16 protein-coding genes are annotated in these 16096 nt (G+C 57.1%); 2 read left to right on the forward strand and 14 right to left on the reverse strand.

Annotation, left to right across the window (positions count from 1 at the left end; translation table 11 throughout):
- Positions 1-11: 11 nt before the first annotated feature.
- The 7 genes from I9185_RS09980 to I9185_RS10010 all read right to left on the reverse strand — a co-directional run bounded on the left by I9185_RS09980 (position 12) and on the right by I9185_RS10010 (position 7466).
- A complete protein-coding gene (locus I9185_RS09980; RefSeq protein ID WP_171119151.1) occupies positions 12-1352 on the reverse strand; it encodes a S41 family peptidase in 1341 nt (446 codons plus the stop codon).
- 6 nt (positions 1353-1358) lie between these two features.
- A complete protein-coding gene (locus tag I9185_RS09985; protein WP_210092959.1) occupies positions 1359-2489 on the reverse strand; it encodes a peptidoglycan DD-metalloendopeptidase family protein in 1131 nt (376 codons plus the stop codon).
- On the reverse strand, positions 2486-4003 hold the full coding sequence (gpmI, locus tag I9185_RS09990) for a 2,3-bisphosphoglycerate-independent phosphoglycerate mutase (RefSeq protein WP_210092960.1): 1518 nt from the start codon (positions 4001-4003) through the stop codon (positions 2486-2488). Before gpmI ends, I9185_RS09985 begins: the two co-directional genes overlap by 4 nt.
- Before the next feature lie 192 nt (positions 4004-4195).
- Positions 4196-5866: a sulfatase-like hydrolase/transferase gene (locus I9185_RS09995; RefSeq protein WP_210092961.1), complete on the reverse strand. Its 1671-nt coding sequence runs from the start codon at positions 5864-5866 to the stop codon at positions 4196-4198.
- A gap of 71 nt (positions 5867-5937) precedes the next feature.
- Complete coding sequence (gene nqrM, locus I9185_RS10000) at positions 5938-6174, reverse strand: (Na+)-NQR maturation NqrM (RefSeq protein WP_152460192.1); 237 nt, start codon at positions 6172-6174, stop codon at positions 5938-5940.
- 15 nt (positions 6175-6189) lie between these two features.
- A complete protein-coding gene (locus I9185_RS10005; protein ID WP_210092962.1) occupies positions 6190-7215 on the reverse strand; it encodes an FAD:protein FMN transferase in 1026 nt (341 codons plus the stop codon).
- Positions 7216-7280: 65 nt separating this feature from the next.
- On the reverse strand, positions 7281-7466 hold the full coding sequence (locus I9185_RS10010; RefSeq protein WP_170345279.1) for a hypothetical protein: 186 nt from the start codon (positions 7464-7466) through the stop codon (positions 7281-7283).
- Between the two features lie 122 nt (positions 7467-7588).
- On the opposite strand from I9185_RS10010, the gene I9185_RS10015 reads away from it, so the two are divergent.
- Positions 7589-8113 carry a CBS domain-containing protein gene (locus I9185_RS10015; protein WP_171723828.1) on the forward strand — a complete coding sequence of 175 codons (525 nt, stop codon included), beginning with the start codon at positions 7589-7591 and terminating at the stop codon, positions 8111-8113.
- Between the two features lie 11 nt (positions 8114-8124).
- Here the strand turns inward: I9185_RS10015 and I9185_RS10020 are convergent, their stop codons facing one another.
- Positions 8125-8889: a metallophosphoesterase family protein gene (locus I9185_RS10020; protein ID WP_209833833.1), complete on the reverse strand. Its 765-nt coding sequence runs from the start codon at positions 8887-8889 to the stop codon at positions 8125-8127.
- A gap of 184 nt (positions 8890-9073) precedes the next feature.
- On the opposite strand from I9185_RS10020, the gene I9185_RS10025 reads away from it, so the two are divergent.
- On the forward strand, positions 9074-10087 hold the full coding sequence (locus I9185_RS10025) for an NAD-dependent epimerase/dehydratase family protein (protein WP_210092963.1): 1014 nt from the start codon (positions 9074-9076) through the stop codon (positions 10085-10087).
- Positions 10088-10146: 59 nt separating this feature from the next.
- On the opposite strand, the gene nqrF is transcribed toward I9185_RS10025, so the two are convergent.
- From nqrF to I9185_RS10055, 6 genes are read right to left on the reverse strand one after another with little or no spacing between them, the layout of a single operon-like run.
- Positions 10147-11370 (reverse strand): NADH:ubiquinone reductase (Na(+)-transporting) subunit F, encoded by a 1224-nt coding sequence (nqrF, locus tag I9185_RS10030; protein ID WP_210092964.1) that lies wholly within the window; start codon positions 11368-11370, stop codon positions 10147-10149.
- 10 nt (positions 11371-11380) lie between these two features.
- A complete protein-coding gene (nqrE, locus tag I9185_RS10035) occupies positions 11381-11989 on the reverse strand; it encodes an NADH:ubiquinone reductase (Na(+)-transporting) subunit E (protein ID WP_050603817.1) in 609 nt (202 codons plus the stop codon).
- Positions 11989-12642 carry an NADH:ubiquinone reductase (Na(+)-transporting) subunit D gene (locus I9185_RS10040; protein WP_152460184.1) on the reverse strand — a complete coding sequence of 218 codons (654 nt, stop codon included), beginning with the start codon at positions 12640-12642 and terminating at the stop codon, positions 11989-11991. Before I9185_RS10040 ends, nqrE begins: the two co-directional genes overlap by 1 nt.
- Entirely contained in the window at positions 12642-13469 is an 828-nt protein-coding gene (locus I9185_RS10045) for a Na(+)-translocating NADH-quinone reductase subunit C (RefSeq protein ID WP_171636238.1), read from the reverse strand. Before I9185_RS10045 ends, I9185_RS10040 begins: the two co-directional genes overlap by 1 nt.
- Positions 13462-14670 (reverse strand): NADH:ubiquinone reductase (Na(+)-transporting) subunit B, encoded by a 1209-nt coding sequence (locus tag I9185_RS10050; RefSeq protein ID WP_171636240.1) that lies wholly within the window; start codon positions 14668-14670, stop codon positions 13462-13464. Before I9185_RS10050 ends, I9185_RS10045 begins: the two co-directional genes overlap by 8 nt.
- Before the next feature lie 5 nt (positions 14671-14675).
- Positions 14676-16019: a Na(+)-translocating NADH-quinone reductase subunit A gene (locus I9185_RS10055; RefSeq protein ID WP_210092965.1), complete on the reverse strand. Its 1344-nt coding sequence runs from the start codon at positions 16017-16019 to the stop codon at positions 14676-14678.
- Positions 16020-16096 lie beyond the last annotated feature (77 nt).

The following is a 16096-nucleotide window of genomic DNA, read 5'->3' on the forward strand; positions in this document are numbered from 1 at the left end:
CCCTTACCGTTTTACTGTGACGGCCCGTTGGGGTTGAAGGCCGATAGTCCCTTCAGGATATCGATGGCATAGGCCAGCTGGTAATCCTCTTCCCTCAGCTCTGCGGTTGCCTCGGCCTTGGCGCGATCTTCTTCTATCTGGCGGATCTCATCTTCGCTCAGGCTGTCATTGTTAAGGCTGCCGCGCAGATCGGCCTCGGAGCGCGAACGGGCGTTGGTTTCTTCCTCTTCCGGTTCTGGCGCCGGACGGGGTTGTTCCACGATAATATCAGGGCTGACACCCAGAGCCTGAATCGACCGCCCCGATGGGGTGTAATACCGGGACGTGGTCAGGCGCATCGCACCATCACCCCGCAGCGGCATCACCGTCTGAACCGACCCTTTGCCGAAGCTTTTGGTGCCGACGACGATGGCCCGGCGATGATCCTGTAGCGCGCCCGCGACGATTTCAGATGCCGAGGCCGAACCACCATTGATCAACACGACAATGGGTTTGCCTTCCGCCAGATCGCCGGGGGTGGCATTGAAACGCTCACCCTCTTCCGGGTCCCGTCCACGGGTCGAGACGATTTCCCCTTCGTTCAGGAACGCATCCGAAACTTTGATGGCCTGTGTCAACAGACCCCCCGGGTTGTTGCGCAGGTCCAGTACGACACCATTGACCTTGTCGATACCACCGGCTTCTTCGATCTGTTCCTTCAACCCTTCCTGTAGGTTGGGGAAAGTCTGATCATTGAAGGTCGTTACCCGCAGCACGACACTTGTGCCCTCGGTGCGGGCGCGAACGGCGGTCAGCTTGATCGTGTCACGGATAATGGTGACATCGAAGGGATCAGGTTCGCCTTCGCGCACGACGGTAATAACAATCTCGGAGCCGACCGGCCCCCGCATCAGATCCACCGCCTTGTCCAGCGTCAGGCCCAGAATGCTTTCGCCATCCACATGTGTGATGAAATCTCCGGCTTCGATCCCGGCCTCGTCAGCGGGTGTGTCGTCGATGGGAGACACGACTTTGACAAAACCGTCTTCCTGCGTGACCTCAATACCCAGTCCACCGAACTCGCCCCGGGTCTGCACGCGCATCTGTTCGGCATCATCGGGCGAAAGATAACTGGAATGCGGATCAAGAGAGGTCAGCATACCATCGATTGCTGCCTCGATAAGTTCTTCGGGCTCGACCTCTTCGACATATTGCGCACGGATGCGTTCAAAAATGTCACCGAACAGGTCAAGCTGTTCATAGACGCTGGCCTTGTTCACAGCCTCTTGCGCCAGCAGTGGGCCTGCGATCTGCGTAGTCGCAAGAATACCTGCCACAGTTCCGGCCAAACCGGCCATCACAAATTTCTTCATACTCGTTTATCCATCCTTGTCGGTCCGAAACCAAGTTTCCGGGTCCACCGGGGTGTTGTCTTCTCTTACCTCTATATAGAGCGTTTCTGGACGATCAGTTCCAGTGCCATCACCGCTTGTTGACAATATTGCGCCGATTTCCGGCGTTTCACCCGGCATCAGGCCGACCGGAGTGCCTTTGGGGATCACCTGTCCGGGTTGACCATAGACCTCTTGCAAGCCCGAAAACACGAACAACAGGCCCGGTTGCGGCTCCAGAATGACAAGGTTTCCCAAATCCAGCAGTGGCCCGCGATAACGGATCGTGGCCGCAGTGGGGGATGTTACAAGCGAACGGGAACGGGTGCCGATGACCAGACCAGCGCGGGCGACCCCTGCGGCGTCCGGTTCACCGGCCTTGTGCAGCAGAATGCCCTGCACCGGCAAGGGAATCTGTCCTTTCTGATCCAGGATGCTTGCGTCGGTTTCAATGATCTCGCCTTCTGAAATCTCTGACAGACCGCTTGCAAAACCATCCAGAGTCTCAGTCGAAGAAATCAGAATGGCCGTGCGCACCGGGTCTTCGACAAACCGACGCGGCAAATCAGTGCGATCGGCAATCGCTTCGCTCAACCGCGTGCGGGCGTCCTGCACACCGCGCAGCCCTTCGGTCAAAGTTTCCGAGGCGCTTTGTTGCAGCAGACGCAGGGTCTGAACCTCTTGCAGGTCCTGTGCCAGCGCTTGCGCTTTTGCGTTAAGACCAGGCGTGACCTCGGACAGCATCATTCCGGCCCGCGCCGCGCCCAACGGGCCTGACGGGTGCAGCATCAGCACTGGCGGCGCGGTCGTTTCGATGGTCTGCAAGATGCCAAGCAACTGCCTGACGTCCTTTTCACGCGCGCTCAATTGCGCGCTCAGTTGCGCTTCGCGTGTTGCAGCCTTGCGCAGACCGGTCCGCATCGCGCTCAGCCCGGCCTCATAGGCTTGTATCGTTTTGGTCAGCGCCCGCACCCGATCTCTTGCGCCGTCTGCTTCGCTCAGCGAGATCGACGCCTGTTCCAGCATCCTTGCCGCATCCAGTGCTGCCCGAGAAGCGTTGGTCTGGGCAAAGGCCTGACAAGCTGAAAACAGCACAATCGCTAGGGCGGCCAGCCTCATGACAGCAGGCTTTCTCCGGTCATTTCCGGCGGTTTGGGCAGGTTCATCAAATCAAGCAGGGTCGGCGCCAGATCAGATAACCGCCCCTGACGCACCTGCGCGCCCTCTGGCCCTCCGACCAAAGCTATGGGCACCGGGTTCAGCGTGTGTGCCGTATGCGGACCGCCGGTTTCCGGATCAACCATCACTTCACAGTTACCGTGATCGGCGGTGACGATCATTGCTCCACCTGCTTTTTCCAAGGCAGCAACGACCTGAGTCAACCCCGCATCAACGGCCTCGCATGCCTTGATCGCAGCTTGAAGGTCGCCGGTATGCCCGACCATATCTGGGTTGGCGTAATTGGTTACGATCAGGTCGTAACCTTGTTCGATCGCCTCGACAAACTTGGCTGTGACCTCAGCCGAGGACATCTCGGGTTGCAAATCATAGGTCGCAACCTTGGGTGATTTGGGCATATAGCGATCTTCACCTTTTTCAGGGGTCTCCTTGCCCCCGTTCAGGAAAAAAGTGACATGGGGGTATTTTTCGGTTTCAGCTAGCCGGAACTGACGCAACCCCTGTTTGGCGACCCATTCCCCGAGCGTGTTCACAATCGCCCGTTTCGGAAAAACCGCGGTCATATATGCGTTGTGAGCGTCGGAATACTCTACCATGCCCAGCAGCGCCGACAGTTTCGGCCGCGGCCCGGTTTCGAACTCGGCAAAGCCCGGTTCACCAATCGCGCGCAGGATTTCACGAGCACGATCTGCGCGGAAATTTAGACAGAAAAAACCATCGCCGTCGGTGACGCCCTTGTAACCTTGCAACACGGTCGGCGTAATGAATTCGTCAGATTCAGACTGATTGTAGGCATGGTCCACGGCGCCATGTGCGGTGTCGGCCGCCCTGCCCTTGCCGTTGATCATCGCGTCATAAGCTTCTGAGATCCGTTCCCAGCGATTGTCGCGATCCATGGCGAAATAGCGACCGCTTACCGTGACGACACGTGCCCCCTCGGGCAGCCGTTCTTCCAACTGGGAAAAATAGGTCAGCGCAGATTTGGGGGCCACGTCGCGCCCATCCGTGACCGCATGCAGGGCGACCGGAACACCGGCATCCGTAATGGCCTTGGTTGCAGCGATGATGTGGTTCAGGTGCCCGTGAACACCACCATCCGAGACCAACCCTATGAGATGAGCCGTCCCCCCTGAGGATTTGACCTTGGAAATGAATGCCTGCAATGCGTCATTTCCAAAGAACGAACCGTCTTCGATGGCCAGGTCGATCTGCCCCAAATCCATGGCCACAACACGGCCCGCACCTATATTAGTATGACCGACTTCGGAGTTACCCATCTGCCCACTGGGCAGACCTACGTCCGGGCCATGCGTTGTCAGCGTGGCGTGCGGGCATTTGGCCATGATCGCGTCAAAGGTCGGCGTGTTCGCCAGATAGGGCGCATTCGCCTGTGTGTCGTCTGACACGCCCCACCCATCAAGAATGCACAGAACAACGGGTTTGGGGGTTGGCATTGAAATTCTCCGATTACTGCTCTTGGGTCTTCTTTTAGCGTCTGGTCGGCAAGGGGTGAACCATCTTTGCGGCAAATTACGCAGAATTAATCAAACGGCCTGGCGGCTTCGGCCCATCGCTGGAGGACAATGAGCCGCTGCTTTTTTCAACGCAAAGCCATCATGGTATTATCGGTGACAACCCGGACGAGACTAGTCTTTGAAGTAACGCGTGTATGGCTTCGCCTTGCGGTTGCGATACTTGACCGTCAGTTCCAGCGGCGTGTCGTTTTCGTCGTAGATGCCGATCATGATGCCTGTGCCGCCGCTTCGGGTTCGCATATCGATCAACTGCTGTTCGGACCGGGTGGTGCGCTGTGACGGGCGCCGCGCCCAGGCAAACAGGTAATCGTACATTTGCGCGATGATATCCGAGTGGTCCGCGCTGTCACCCAGATCCACCAGTTCATCGGGGTCGTTTTCCAGATCGAACAGGATCGGCCTGTACCCGCCTTCGCAATGGATGAGCTTCCAACTTTCATTCGCGACCATGAACATCACCGCGTCACGAACGGGTACGTTCAGCCGCTGCGCGATGGGGGACGCGGAATAGTCATACTCGCAGATCGCGACCTGTCGGGGCGTTTTGTCGGACTGACCATGCAGGATCGGCAGCAGAGAATGCCCTTCGAGAATATGCCCGGCCTTTTCGCCGCCTGCCAGTTCCAGAAACGTTGGCACCAGATCGATCGACTCGACCAGCGCGTCGCAGGTGGTGCCGCGCGTGACGTCCGCTTCGGGTGATGGGTCATAAATGATCAGCGGCATTTTGGTTGAGGCATCGTGGAAAAAGGTCTTTTCACCCATCCAGTGGTCGCCCAGAAAATCACCGTGATCTGAGGTCAGCACGATCATCGTGTCGTCCATCCGCCCGGTTTTCTCCATCCAGTCAAACAGGCGACCCATCTGGTCATCCGCTTGTTTGATCAGCCCCATGTAAGCTGGGATCACCGCCTCGCGGACATCCTTTCGTGAAAATGCCTGCCCGACCTTGGTGTCCATAAAGGCCTTCAGGACGGGGTGGGCATTCTTTCGCTCAGTTTCCGAGCGGACCACGGGCACGACATGTTCAGGCCCGTACATCGAAGCGTAAGGTTCCGGCACGATGTAAGGCCAGTGAGGCTTGATGTAGCTGAGGTGACAGCACCATGGTCCGTCATGGCTGTTCATGAACTCGATTCCACGGGTGGTCAGATATGGTGTTTCACTGTCCTCTTCCGCGATATTTGCAGGTTCGGATGAATTCTTCAGGAACCACCCTGACAGCACGTTGCCATCGGCATCCAGACCGGAATTGGCAAAATCATGCCACGGATTGTCGCTCTCGTACCCCTTGTCTGCTAGGTAATCGTTGTATTTCTTTGCCCCGTCCGGGTCATAGAACCCGTCCGGACCCTCTGCGCGCAACCCGTCATCGCGTTCGAACACGTCAAACCCGCATTCCGCGACGCGGGCCCCGATGATGCTGTCGGGCTCCAACCCAAGACGGGCCATCCCCTCGGCATCGGCGGCCATATGTGTCTTGCCGACCAGCCAGCAATCCATTCCCGCCTTGCGCAGGTGGTCGCCCAACGTGATCTCACCCACTTTGAGGGGAATGTTGTTCCATGAAGCCCCATGGGAATGCACATAGCGCCCGGTATAGGTCGACATACGGGAACTGCCGCAAATCGGCGATTGGATATAGGCCCGGTCAAAGCGGACACCGCGCGCGGCCAGACGATCGATATTCGGAGTATGCAGATGTGGGTGCCCGTAACAGCTCAGATAATCCCAGCGCAGCTGGTCGAACATGATGAACAGGATATTCTTTGCCTTGGCCAACGCGGCGCCTCCCCGAAAGTCATGGGGACCTAGTTAGCCACTTCCGTTCGCAGAGCGAAGCAAAACTTGCTTCAGGCCTGATGTTCCATCTGTTCCAGCATCTTCCTGGCCCGTTTGCACTGCAACTGATCGCGCAGCGGGCTGTCCGGGTCGACATCCTTTTGGCACACAACGCATTTATCGGCGCCCGAGATCGCATTCAGGCCGCCGCAGCTGCCTTTGATGGTCTTCCCCATCAGCATGACACCCAATGACATACCGACCATGACAAGCGCCAAAAGAATAAAGGCCAGAATAAAAGTGCTCATCTCGGTTCCTGCCTGTCAGTTGGTTCCCAAAGCGTCTTTGAACGCGGTGCTGTGCGACGTAATATAGGCATCTTCGCCGCCTGTCACATCCCGCGAAATGAAGTACACGGCAAGTTTATACTTTTCCGCAATGTCCATTCCCTTCTCGTGACCCAAAGCCAGCATGGCCGTTGCCCAGGCATCCGCCAACATTGCGTTTTCCGCAAGAACCGTGACAGAAGTCGTGCGATGTGTAATCGGGCGTCCCGTTGTCGGATCGATGATATGCGAATACCGCACACCGTCCTGTTCGAAAAAATTCTTGTAGTCGCCCGAGCTGGCCATGCCGCGATCATCCAGGGAAACGATCAGTTGAATGCTCTGAGCGCCCGTTTCAGGCTTTTCGATGCCAATGCGCCAGGCTTCGCCCTGCTCATTCTTGCCTTTGGCAACAAGATCACCGCCGATCTCGACAAGGTAATCGTCGATACCAGCATCCTGCAAAGCGCCGGCAACCGCATCGATGCCATAGCCCTTTGCGATCGCCGACAGGTTGATGCCCACCTGCGGATCAGCCTTCGACAGCGTGCCGGCTTCGGTGTCGAGCGTCAGCAAACGGGCCTGCCCGACGCCGCTTAACGCGGCCTCGATTTCGGGATCCGATGGCACTGGATCCTCGGGCTTGCGTGGGCCAAAGCCCCAAAGTTCGATCAGCGGGCCCAGAGTTACATCAAAAGTCCCACCGGTTTTTTCGTGCACGTCATTGGCGGCCGAAAGGACCAGTGCGAGTTCGTCCGAGACCGGAACGGGGGCTATGCTAGTTGAAGCGGAAAAGACGGACACCTCGGATTCTGGATCCCAATTGGACATTTTGGCGTTCACCTCGGCCAGCGTCTCTTCGACAGCCGCGGCCAATGCGGCCTCATCAAGATCTTCGCCGATCGCGGTTATGTTGAAGGTCGTGCCCATTGTTTCGCCCGACAGACGAACCACCTCGGGTTCTTTGTCGAACAAACAGCCGGAAAGAAGAGTGGCAACGGCCAGTAAAGGCAAAAGACGCATCGGCGATCTCCGGGAAATTCTGTGCCCGGCATATGCCAGTGGCCCCCGCCAAAGTCAAACTGCGATCACATCTTCAGCGGCAGGAAACCCAGCACCAAAAGGCCGACCCCCGCCGGCACGCCGAACAACCACGCACGTTTTTGCCAACCCGGCGGCTGTTGCTTCCACGCCATGCGGAAATTGTGGCCACAAACAACAACGGCAAAGAAGATCAATGCCGCTATGGGTGGCGTAAGATAGAGTTCACTCAATGGCTTGAACGTCCTTTCCGGCCTGCGTTTTTGCCGATCGGCGCAATTGCACCCTATACAGGTCGTTTAGCTGCGCTAAGGTGAAAGGGAAAGACTTTGCAAGAACCACAAGGAGATTGCCCATGGCTCCAACCTCTTACCAGTCGCCTTCGCGTGGCGACAAGGCTGACAAGACGACGTACAGCCAGTCTGCGGAATCGAACCTGTCGCATTCGCAGACAACCGTGGCCAGGCTGCTTGAAGGTAAAGGGGACGCGGTGTTTTCGGTGCGGCCAAATGACACGATCCATTCCGTGGTCAACACGCTGAAGGAAAAACGGATCGGCGCTGTTCTCGTGACGGATCAGAACGGGGCATTGCAGGGGATTTTGTCAGAACGCGACATCGTTCGGCGCATGGCAGACACACCCGGCCAGACCCTTCCGCAATCGGTCGAAGACCTCATGACCAAGGATGTTAAGACCTGCACACCGGATGATCTGCTGAATGAAGTTCTGAAAACAATGACCGAGGGCCGTTTTCGCCATATGCCGGTGCTGCGCGACGGTCATTTGTGCGGCGTCATCACGATCGGAGACGTTGTCCACTTCCGTCTCAAAGAGTTGGAATATGAAGCGCTTCGCATGAAGCAAATGATCGTCGGTTAAAGGCCCACTGTTCATCCGGTCGAGGTGAACCGAACACTTCCGGCGTTGATCTCGGCGGCTGTCAAACGACCCGAAGCGAAAGCGCCCGTGTCGATCGATACTACCCGGTTCCTGATCCGGGGCAGGTCCACGATGGTGTGGCCATGCACCACCCATTGGCCATCGCTGCGGGCCAGCCTGGGAAACATGGGATGTCCCCAGAGGCAAATCTGGCGATCCTGGGCCTCAGTCGGATGTCGGGGGTCCAGCGCCGCATGAACGAATGTGACGTTGCCGGTAGTCCAGGTCAAAGGCCGGTCAGCTAGCCAGTTGATCAGGCTTTCCCCCATCTTCAGGCGAAGATCATCCGCCAGTTTTCGAACCTGCTGGTAGTTGTCGATATCCGCGGGCGGTTTCAGTCCGAAAGACGCCAACGTGTGCACACCCCCATTTTGAAACCAGAGCCGGGCGTTGCCTTCCGGCACCTCCAGGAATTGCAACAGAAACTCTTCGTGGTTTCCAAGAAGACACTGAACGCGTCCTCCTGACGTCTCGCTCAGGTGAAACAGGTGGCGCAGCACCTGCGCGCTGTATGGCCCTCGGTCGATGTAATCTCCGACAAAGACCAGCAAGCTCTGATCGTCCAGTCTGGGCAACAACGCCTGCAACAAGTCCAGACGACCGTGGATATCGCCCACGGCCGTCACTTTCTCGGCCGGAGCGATGTCGCAAGACACTGCATTCGTTGTCCGCCCCGCCGTGCGGTCGAACCACCGTCTGATCCAGTTCGTAATCATACACGTTGATCCCTATCCTTCTCGCCCATTGGCGGCAATGAGCATCTGATTGAATCAGCAAAGAGTTGACCAATGACGTCTGGATGTTCGATATGACCTTCGGCGCAGTTCAAAATGTTTGACCCGGCATCACGGGAAGAACCTTTTGTTCAGCGATGATCGTGCAGGGCGTTTTGAGGGTTCTATGAAACGGGTTTTGATTACGGGCTCTGCGGGGTTCATCGGGTTCCATCTGGCAAAGCGGCTGTTAGAGGAAGGGTTCCGCGTGCATGGATACGACGGGATGACGGATTACTATGATGTGGTCCTGAAACAGCGTCGGCATCAAATTCTGCTTCAGACACCCGGGTTCACGGCAACCGAGGATCGGTTGGAAAATTTTGATCGGTTGATGCAGGTCGCCGAAGAATTTCAGCCGGAAGTCATCGTTCATCTGGCGGCTCAGGCCGGTGTGAGACACAGTTTGGAACATCCCCGCAGCTATGTTGAATCGAATGTCGTTGGAACATTCAACGTGATGGAAATTGCACGGCAACATAAGGTGGATCATCTTTTGATGGCATCGACCTCCTCCATCTACGGTGCCAACGAGGACATGCCCTTCACCGAGACGGAAAAAGCCGACACCCAGCTTACCATCTATTCCGCGACAAAAAAGGCGAATGAGGCGATGGGGCATTCCTATGCCCATTTGTGGGATTTGCCGACGACCATGTTCCGCTTCTTTACCGTCTACGGCACCTGGGGACGACCGGATCTGGCGTATTTCAAATTTGTCGCCGCCATCCTGGATGGTCGCTCGATCGACATTTACAATCACGGCGACATGTACCGGGATTTCACCCATGTCCAGGACCTTGTACGCGGCATCAGATTGCTGATCGATGTGCCTCCGGTGCGGCCAGCCAGCCGTGAGGATATCGAGGACGGAGACAGCCTGTCGCCCGTCGCGCCCTATCGCATCGTGAATATCGGCAACGGCGAAAAAGTGCGCCTGATGGATTTCATCGAAGCCATCGAACAGGCCGTGGGGCAGAAGGCGATCAAGAATTTCATGCCGATGCAGATGGGTGATGTTCATGCCACTTGGGCGGACAATCGGCTGCTACAAAGACTGACGAACTATCGCCCCCAGACAGATCTGAAAGACGGTATCACACAATTCGTCGCGTGGTATCGAGAGTATTACGGAAAATAACGCAGGCTTACCGCCAAATGAAAGAACCGGCGTCTTCAACGCCGGTTCTTTTTTGTTCCTTAGCCGCCGAAATCGTCGAGCATGATGTCTTCGCGGTCCACGCCCAGATCCAGCAGCATGTTGATGACCGACTGGTTCATGATTGGCGGACCACACATGTAGTATTCGCAATCCTCAGGCGCGGGATGGTTCTTGAGGTACTCTTTGAACAATACGTTGTGGATGAAGCCGGTATAGCCTTTCCAATTGTCCTCGGGCTGCGCGTCCGACAAGGCCACATGCCACTCGAAATTGTCGAATTCTTCAGCCAGACTGTCGAAGTCTTCGACAAAGAACATCTCTTTCTTAGACCGCGCACCGTACCAGAAGCTGATCTTGCGGTTGCGGTTCTGAAGACGCTTGAGCTGATCAAAGATATGGCTGCGCATTGGTGCCATACCGGCGCCGCCGCCAATAAAGACCATCTCTTTGTCAGTTTCGCGGGCAAAGAACTCGCCGAATGGGCCTGAAATGGTGACCTTGTCACCCGGCTTCAGGTTAAAGATGTAAGACGACATCTGACCCGCCGGAATGCCTTCGGACCCCGGCGGCGGCGAGGCCACGCGGACGTTCAGCATGATCATGCCCTTTTCGTCCGGGTAGTTGGCCATCGAATAGGCGCGCTCGATGGGTTCGGTCACCACCGATTCATATTGCCACAGATTGAAGCGATCCCAATCCTCGCGATATTCCTCTTCAATGTCGAAATCCGTGTATTTCAACTGGTGTGCAGGTGCTTCGATCTGGATGTAGCCACCGGCGCGGAAGTTCACATCCTCACCCTCGGGCAGGTCCAGGATCAACGCCTTGATGAAGGTCGCTACGTTTTCGTTCGACCGAACGGTACATTCCCATTTCTTGACGCCGAAGACTTCTTCCGGAACTTCGATATCCATGTCCTGCTTGACCGCCACCTGGCAAGACAGGCGATCACCACATGACGCTTCACGTTTCGTGATATGGCTTTCTTCGGTCGGCAGGATCGATCCGCCCCCCGAATGCACCCGCACCCGACACTGCGCACAGGTGCCGCCGCCACCGCAGGCAGAAGGGACAAACAGCTTCTCGGCAGCCAGCGTCTGTAGCAGCTTGCCACCTGCCGGAACGGAAATGGTCTTTTCGCCGTTGATCGTAATGTTGACGTTTCCGGTCGATACCAGCTTGGATCGGGCGGCCATGATGATGGCCACCAATGCCAGAACGATTACGGTGAAAAGAGCTACGCCTAAGGTAAAGGTTTCCATCAACGCCCCCTTACAGTTTCACGCCCGAGAAGGACATGAAGGCCATAGCCATCAGACCTGCGGTAATGAAAGTGATGCCCAGACCTTGCAGACCATCGGGGATGTCTGAATATTTCAGCTTTTCCCGGACTCCGGCCATTGCGGTGATTGCCAGTGCCCAGCCAAAACCGGAAGACAAGCCATAAGTCGCCGCCTCGGCAAAGTTATAGTCACGCTCCACCATGAACAGCGACCCGCCAAGGATGGCGCAGTTCACCGTGATCAGTGGCAGAAAGATCCCCAACGCGTTGTAAAGCGGTGGGAAATACTTGTCCAAAACCATCTCGAGTATCTGAACCATCGCCGCGATCACGCCGATATAGGAAATCAGGCCAAGGAAGGTCAGGTCTACATCCGGGAACCCGGCCCAGGCCAGCGCGCCCGGTTTCAGCAAGTAGTTCAGCAGCAGGTTGTTGGCAGGCACGGTGATGGCCTGCACGACCATGACCGAAATTCCCAGACCCAGCGCTGTCGAAATCTTCTTGGACACGGCGATGAAGGTACACATCCCCAGGAAGAAGCTAAGCGCAAGGTTTTCGACAAAGATGGCCTTTACGGCCAGTGAGATCAGACCTTCCATCAGTGGGCCTCTACCTGCTGAATTTTGTATTCACGCTCTTCCACCTGGTTCGGCTTCCAGGTGCGGAAGGCCCAGATGATCAGACCGATGATGAAGAACGCCGAGGGCGGCAGCAACAGCATGCCGTTGGGCACGTACCAGCCGCCATTGTTGACGGTTTCCAGAATGGTGACGCCGAACAGCGACCCCGCGCCAAACAGCTCGCGAATGAAGCCGACCAGCAGCAGGATAAGACCATAGCCCATGCCGTTGCCCATTCCGTCGATAAAGGACGCAACCGGCGGATTCTTCATCGCAAACGCCTCGGCGCGGCCCATCACGATGCAGTTGGTGATGATCAGGCCGACGAAAACCGACAGGGTTTTCGAAATCTCGAAAGCATAGGCTTTCAGGATCTGGTCCACCAAGATCACCAACGACGCGATGATCACCATCTGAACGATGATCCGGATCGAACCGGGGATCTGGTTGCGCAGGCACGAAATGAAGAACGACGAAAACGAGGTCACGAAGATCACCGCCAGCGCCATCACCATCGACACTTGCAACGATGATGTCACCGCAAGTGCTGAACAGATGCCCAGCACCTGCAATGTGATCGGATTGTTGTCGACAAGCGGGTCGACCAGCATCTCTTTCTTGGTCTGGGACATCAAATCTCTCCTGCTTGAAGTTTGGCCAGGAAGGGACCATAGCCCGCATCGCCCATCCAGAATTTCACAAGGTTATCGACGCCGACCGACGTCAGCGTGGCCCCCGCCAACGCATCCACATAGAAATCTGGCCCGGCTGCGGGCTGCGATTTGGCAACGGTGATTTGCAGATCACCTGCTTCGTCGCGCAGCTTTTTCCCGTTCCACAGGGCTTTCCAGCGTGGGTTGTCCACCTCGGCCCCAAGACCCGGAGTTTCACCATGCTGATAGAATTGCAGGCCGTAGATATCGTTGCCGTTGTTTTCAAGCGCGATAAATCCATAGAGCGTCGACCACAGGCCGTATCCGTGCAGAGGCAGGATCACCTTGTCCAGATCACCTGCATCATCGCGCAGCAGATAGATAACACGGTATTTGGATTTGCGGCCGATACCGGCGGGGTCATTGTCCAACGCGACGCTCAGCTCAGGATCGCTAGCGGCGGCGATGTCGTCAAATGTGGTCGGATCAAACTGATCATCGACGAAGGTGCCTGTGGACAGCTCCAGCACATGTGGTTCGAAGGCGGCAAAAGCCTCTGTCACGTCGATGCCCGGCTCGAACACGCCCGCAACTTGCAGAACGTTTACCTGTTTGTCCTTCAGCCGGTTGGCCTCTTGCACCGGGCGCAGGCTGACTGCGGCCGCGGACACAACCATCGAGGCGACCAGACAGACGGCAACGGCGATGAAGATCGTCTTGCCAACAGAATCCGGCGACGCCGCCAGGAATTTGGCTAATGCGCCCTTGGGTGCCTCGTTTTGATCTGGGGATTGCGTATCAGACATGGCGACGCGCCCTCCGTTTGATGTTGGCTTGCACGACGAAATAGTCGATCAGCGGTGCAAAGACGTTGCCGAACAGGATTGCCAGCATCATGCCTTCGGGGAAAGCCGGGTTGATCACGCGGATCATCACGACCATGACACCGATCAGAGCGCCATAAATATAACGCCCTACATTGGTGTGGCTGGCGGAAACCGGTTCCGTCACCATAAAGGCCAGCCCGAAAGCGTAACCGCCCAACACGATATGCCAGTACCATGGCATCGCGAACATCGGGTTGGTATCCGATCCGATCAGGTTCAGCAGCAGGGTAAAGCCGATGGTGCCCGCCAGACAGCCCACAATCAGGCGATAGTTGGCGATCCTGGTCATCAGAAGGAAAGCCAGACCGATCATGCAGGCCAGCGTCGATGTTTCGCCAAAGCTGCCCTGAATGGTGCCGAAAAACGCGCTCGACCAGGTGATGCCTTCAGCGGCCAGCGCCTGCACGCCTTCGGCCGCAGACACGCCCAATGCAGTTGCGCCCGAGAACCCGTCAACGGGTGTCCAGACCGCATCCCCCGACATCTGCGCCGGATAGGCGAAATACAAAAACGCCCGCCCCACAAGCGCGGGGTTGAGAAAGTTCTTGCCGGTGCCCCCGAACACTTCCTTACCGATTACAACGCCGAAGATGATGCCCAATGCCACCTGCCACAGGGGCGTCGTAGCAGGCATGATCAGCGTGTAAAGCATTGATGTAACTAGGAAGCCTTCGTTCACCTCATGGCCGCGCACGGTGGCAAAGATGACCTCGAAGATACCGCCCGCGACCAGCGTGACGATGTAGATCGGAAGGAAATACATCAGACCATGCATGACGTTGGCAAAAATGCTGGACGGGTCCAGCGAAATCCCGAACATCTGCAACAAAGCAATCCGCCAGCCGGTGGCCGATTCCGGACCCAGCAAAGCAATCGCAGAGTTCGCCTGATAGCCGGTGTTCCACATCCCCCACAGGATGCAGGGGATCGTCGCGATCACGACATAGGTCATGATCCGCTTCATATCCACATAGGACCGCGCGTGCGGCGCCACCGTGGTCACGGTTTTTGGAGTGTAGATGAAGCTTTCCACCATCTCGTAGATGGGGAAGTACTTTTCGTACTTGCCGCCCTTGGTAAAGTTCGGCTCGATCCTGTCAAAGAAGCTGCGCAAACCCATTCGGCTCAGCCCTCCTTTTCAATTTTGCTCAGGCAGTCGCGCAGCGCCAGCCCGTATTCATATTTTGCCGGACAGGCAAAGCCCACAAGGCCAAGATCCTCTTCGTCCAGCTCCAGCGCACCCAGGGCTTGGGCAGTGTCCGTATCCATTACCAGCAGCGCCCGCAGCAACTGAGTGGGCAGATAGTCCTGCGGCATCAGGTCTTCGAAAACACCTGTGGGCACCATGGCCCGACGCCCGCCGTTCAGGTTGGAGGTGAACGCATACAGCTTCTTAGCGAATGCCGAACCCAATACAGGCTGGACCGCGTATTTCGACGGCATTGGACGAATCCAGCCCAACGGGATTTGATCGGGATCTTCACGGATGATGCTGATCTGGCGCGCGAACCGGCCCAGATAGGCGGTCGGGCCCTCAGCGTGCCGGCCCGACAGGATCGAACCCGAAATGATGCGGGGCGTGCCGTCCACATCGACTTCGTCGCGGGTCAGATCGTCAGTTGATGCGCCCATCACGGTACGGATCAAACGTGGTTGACGCGCACCCGGCCCCGTCAGGGCAATCACAACATTCGGATCCAGATGGCCGGTCAGCATCAGGCGACCAATAGCGATGACATCCTGATACCCGATGGTCCAGACCTGCTTGTCGCCTGCAAGGGGTTCGAGGAAGTGAATATGCGTTCCGGCCAGCCCCGATGGGTGCGGGCCTGCGAAAGATGCAGCTTCGACACCGGCGACATCTGCGCCGGGTATCGTGTCATCCTCTTTTTGGCAAAGATAGGTTTTGCCCTCGGTCAATGTGCTGACTGCCGCCAAACCGGCGGTAAATTCTTCGGGCGCCTCGGCAATGATCGTGGCAGCGTCAGCGGCCAGCGGGTCACTGTCCATGGCGGTGACAAAGATCGCATCCGGTTTGACGCCGGGGTTCGGCATTTTTGAATAGGGGCGCGTGCGGAACGACGTCCACAGGCCGGCGGCGCACAGCTTGGCCGTCACGCCTTCGGCGCTGTCGGCATCCCCTATGCCCGAGAAATCAACACCGGTGTCATTGACATCTGTCACTTCGATCACGACGCTTTGCAGCACCCGACGGGCACCACGGTTGATCGCGACGACCCTGCCACTTACCGGTGCGACCATCATCGCGTCAGGCGCGTCCTTGTGACAGAACAGCGGCGCGCCACGTACGACGCTGTCGCCTTCCTGCACCAGCATCTTGGGTTTCAGGCCGATGTAGTCGCCGCCCAGGACGCCAACGGTCGCGTATTCCGGGCCCGGGTGAATGGTCTGGTCAGGAGCGCCTTCCACCGGCAGATCCAGCCCCTTTTTCAGTTTGAAAGTTTGCATGTTGCTACGTTCTTCCAAGCCTCTTTTCTGCGCCAGCTCTGCTAACGCCCTTTCGGGGTCATGCAATAGCGCGGTTT

Source organism: Ruegeria sp. HKCCSP346, assembly GCF_017872595.1.
In the GTDB taxonomy this organism is placed as follows: Bacteria; Pseudomonadota; Alphaproteobacteria; order Rhodobacterales; family Rhodobacteraceae; genus Ruegeria.